The sequence below is a fragment of the Burkholderiales bacterium genome (assembly GCA_013695435.1).
Classification (GTDB): Bacteria; Pseudomonadota; Gammaproteobacteria; order Burkholderiales; family JACMKV01; genus JACMKV01.
Genome location: JACDAM010000229.1, coordinates 1 through 4,520 on the forward strand (window position 1 = coordinate 1; position 4,520 = coordinate 4,520).

The following is a 4,520-nucleotide window of genomic DNA, read 5'->3' on the forward strand; positions in this document are numbered from 1 at the left end:
TTTTGGCGTCACCGCGAACTGCACAAAGGCGTTGTATATATCGTGCTGCAGGTCGTTGTTCTCGCGGAATCCGTCGGTCTCGTAATGAAATTGGCCGAGGCTGTATGACACCCGCCCGGCAAGCCCCGACAGCACCGCCTCGTCCCCAAATGTGCCGTTGTTGCCAACAAGTCCCGAGGCCACTAGCTGCGGCCGATTGCGCTCGAACAGCGGATGAAACTCGTTAAATGCGGCTTCTGCCGGTCCCGCGCCGGTAACGATATTGAGGTCGGGCGCGGCGAGTCGCGGCTGGACCGGATTGACATTGAGCGGTTGCAGCAGCTGAGACTGCAGTAATTCGCTCACGCGTGCGATTTCATGACGAGGTGTTCTCGCGAACGCGTCGGATAAAAAGCGATGCGCTGAGTGATTAGCGGGATCGAGGCTTAATGATTTCGAGGCTTCGACAAGAGCGAGCTGGTCGAAACGGAGATCGTCATAAACTCGCGCCAGACTCGTGTCGCGTGTCGCGCGGTCCTGATCGAGCAGCAGCCGCGAGCGGTAGACGGCGCGGTTATCGTTGAGATCGATCGATCTTTCGAGGTCGTCGAGCGCTGCAACCGGCTGGTTGTCGGTCTGCTTGCGGATTGCGTCGTAGAACCACGGTGTCGGATCGCGCGGATCGAGCTGTTTGGCGAGATCGAACTGGGTTCCGGCCAGCCCCTCACGCCGTTCTTCGAAGTAGGCTTTGCCCAGATAACTGCGCAGCAGCGAACTCGCGGGATCGAGGTTGGCGGCGATTTCGATTTCGCGGCGGCCGGCTTCGAGATCGTTTTCGCGTATTCGGGCAAGGCCCAGACCGAGGCGCGGCAACGGGTCGGCCTGATCGAGGGCGATCGCTGTTTCGAATGACGCTTTTGCCGCACGGGTATCGATGCGCGTCAGACTGGCAAAACCAAGCACCGTCTGCGCTCTCGGGAGATTTGGATTCAGGTCCGCTGCGCGTCGCGCCGCCTGCAGGCCTTCGTCGAGTTTGCCGAGCGACATTTCGAGCTCGGCAACGCGCGCCCAGGCGAGCGCGTTTTGCGGCTCCAGATCGACGGCTTTTTTCGTGCTGGCGAGCGCCTGCTCGAGGTCGAAATTCGCCTGCTCCGCATAGGACAGCGCAATCAGCGCGGGCGCGGATTTTTCATCGAATCGAACGGCGCTTCGCGCGAAAATCAGCGCCGCGCCCTTGTCGTTTTGCGCAACGCTGATGATCGCGCGCAACGCGTAGGCTGCGCTGTTGCGCGAATCGAGATTCAAGGCCTGCTGGAGTGCGAGGTTGGCTTCGTCGGCGCGCCCGACCGCCAGCAATAGCCCGGCGCGGTAGGTGTGAAAACGCGGGTCGCCTATCGTCTGGCTGTCGCCGGCTTGCTCGATGCTCGACAACGCCTGCGTGATTCTGCCGGCGCGATAATGCGCGATGGATTCGCGCATCCGCGGCGTCGTTTCCTGCCGGGCAAAAGCTTCGTCGATGAGGTCATCGCCGAGCGGCGGATAATACAGCGCCCACTGCACCGAATCCTCGGGGCGTACAACGATTTGCGCCAGTTTGAACGGCGCCCGATCGAGCGGAATCCTCGCCGATTCCCCGCTAGCCAACAGCAGCGTTCCGCCTTCAGTCGACGCGGATGCAGGCGGCGCTTCGCAGCTCTCCGGGCGCGGGCGCGCCGGCTCGTTACTGGCCGACACATGTCCCTCATAAACGCTGATGGTGTCGTGCGCGTCGGTATGGTTGATCGTGAACTCGGTGCCTTCGACCGCGGCGTTCACAAAAGGCGTGATGATGCGCAGCGATTTTCGCGTGCGCGTCATGAAATGGATCGCGCCCCGGCAGAGTTCGAGCAACGATGGCCTGGCCTCCGCGACGCCGACCAGCGTGACGGTGGTCTGCTGGTCGAGGCGCAGCAGTGTCGCATTGGCAAGCGCGATCGAGCCGCGGCTGTGTTCCTTCACCCGCAGCGTATCGCCGGCGCATAAGGCATCGTCGAGTTTTGCCGGCTGCCACTCGGTTTGCCCGGCGCTGCGCAATTCGATGTTTCCCTGGACGGAGACGATCCTGCCGGCGGCCGGCTCACAGCGCTGGGCGGATTGCGCATGGCTCTCTGCCATAGCACCCAAGGCGGTGACCATCAGCAGACTTCGGCACGCGTTGCGCAATGGCTTCATCATGGCTCAAGGCAATGTCATTTCCCGGCGATACGAACCAGCCCTTCGTTCCATGCATCGACGGGCGGATCGCTGCCGTAGCGCTTGATCAGCTTCAGATAGAAACGTGTCGGGCCATCCTCTGGAAACGCGCGCAGAATTTCGGCGAATCCGGTGCGTGCTGCAAGCCACTGGCGCGCGCGATAGCTTTTCAACGCTTCGGCGAACGCATCACAAAGCCATCGCTGATCGCGGCTGGCTTCCTCGCTACGGCACAGCAACTCGAATATTTCCGAGGTTCTCGATTTACCGGCCAGCAGGAAACTGCCCAGACCGCGCAGCAAAAATCCGTCGACGCCCTCGACCGCCGCTTGCGAGGCCAGCACGCACGTACGCAGCTCTTTATTAAGCCCCTGAATCCGGTGCGCGGTATTCACGATATCGCCGACCGCGCGATATTCATAATGCTCGCCGCCGCCGATGCTGCCCAGCGACATGCTGCCGGCATCGAGCCCGATCCTCGTGCACAGCGCGGCGCGCTCCGAATGACGATTGAACTGACCGACGGCGGCGGCGATATCGAGGGCGGCAACGCAAGCGCGCCGTTTAAGCGCATGGTCCGGCTGCGATGCCGTCCAGATGGCGAGCACGGCATCGCCTTCGACATCGGAGACGATGCCGCCGAGTTGGTGAATCGGGCGAAACACCGTCTGGTAATACTCGTTCATCAGGACGCTGAGCTGCGCCGGATCCATGTCTTCGGCGACGGCGGTAAAGCGCTCGACGTCGGTGGCGAGACAGGTTCCGTAAACGAGCTGCGGCGCCGCAGTGGCAGCCGTCGTGCCGAGTTTTTGCGCGAGCTGATCGACGACGTTTTTCGGCAGGTAGTAGCCGAACGCGCGGCGGATGTTCAGCCGTTCGCGGTCGGCGTGTCTGTACCTGAAAAAACCCGCGGCCGCTAACGCCGCCGGCGCTTGCAGACAGAGCGGAACGAACAAAGGCAGCCAGATGCCGGCAGTGGCGAACTGGTGAACGGCAATCGCGAAATAAATTCCTGTGAACCCGAACACCGAAATCACGGCGAGCGCGATCGGGAAGCTGAGGCAAATCACGCAAACAATCAATCCGAACGCAAAAACGACGGCGAGCAACGTCGGCGCACCAGGTCTGCGCAGCGACAGGTCTTCCGATAGATTGGCAAAAGCCGTCGCGGCGATTTCGACGCCGCTGAGATCGAGACCGCTGGCTTCCGAGAAAACCGTGTAGTAGTTGTCTTTCTGTTCGGGTTGCGTGGATTCGGCGAAACCCACGAACACCGCTTTGCCGTTAAAGTTCGCCGCGCTGTCGGACGATCCGAGCAATGTCAAAGCCTCCGCGTACGGAAGCGTTTCGATGCTGCGCGCCGGGCCGTAATAATTCAAATAGCGCATGTCGCCGTCGTCATAAAGATGAATCAGCGCAGTCAGCGTCCGTCTTGCCGGCGCATCGATGCCGCTGTCCTGCAGCAGGCGCAGCATCTGCTTCGCGATGCGCGGATCGTTCGCGAATAATTCGCGTAACGACGTGGCCAGCCGCAGCACTTCGCCATTGCCGATGCCTCTGTCGGTAATGGTAAAGGCAGGCAATTTCGCTGCCTCGGCCGGGCTGACCCGCTGCAGCAGATCGAGAAATTCAGCGTAGACGGGCGCCGCATAAATCTGAAACGCGATGACCGGAAACACCGGGCGATCATCGCCGCCGCTGTCGACAAAGCTCCAGTAGGCGTTCACGCGCGCGGGCACTTTCGGCAAAGGAAACGGCGCGACCGCGGCAGCGGCGGCGGCGATTTCGGGAACCGGCATCACCAGTTCGTCGATCGCGGCCTCGCCTGGAATGATTTTTCGCTTCAGGTATGCCACCAGCACGACGTTGTCGGCGGCGCGCATCGCATGCGCCAGTTCAATGTCATATTCCGCTTCGCGGCTTTTGTCAAACAGCAGATCGAAGGCGATGACCTTGACGCCGGCGTTCTGCAATTTTTTGATCAGCTTCGCGTGGATGCTGCGCGGCCATTTGCCGGGATCGTTGGCAAAGCCGAGGCGCTCGGAGGATTCGCGATCGATCGCGATGACCATCACCTGTGCGGGCGCAGGCCTCGCGCCCCTGCTCTGGAACAGCCAGCGCAGCGCGAACTCTTCCTCGAGATCGGCGCCGAGCGGCGTCGCACTCAACAACAACCCAAGGAGGCCAGTCAGGACTCCGAGCTTGATGCCCTTGAATATTGCGCCATTGTCCCGCATGCCCGACGGATGCGTGTTTAAAAGTGCCTCGGCGCGATTCTAAAAGTCCGCATCCCGCGCCGTTCTCAAAAC

General features: G+C 61.5%; 2 protein-coding genes. Both read right to left on the reverse strand.

Translation table 11 applies throughout. The annotated features are described in order from the left end of the window. Window positions 1-2,193: FecR domain-containing protein (locus tag H0V78_11515; protein MBA2352379.1), on the reverse strand; the 2,193-nt coding region annotated here is incomplete at its 3' end. Window positions 2,194-2,207: 14 nt separating this feature from the next. Continuing rightward, window positions 2,208-4,448 carry an adenylate/guanylate cyclase domain-containing protein gene (locus H0V78_11520; GenBank protein ID MBA2352380.1) on the reverse strand — a complete coding sequence of 747 codons (2,241 nt, stop codon included), beginning with the start codon at window positions 4,446-4,448 and terminating at the stop codon, window positions 2,208-2,210. Window positions 4,449-4,520: the final 72 nt, after the last annotated feature.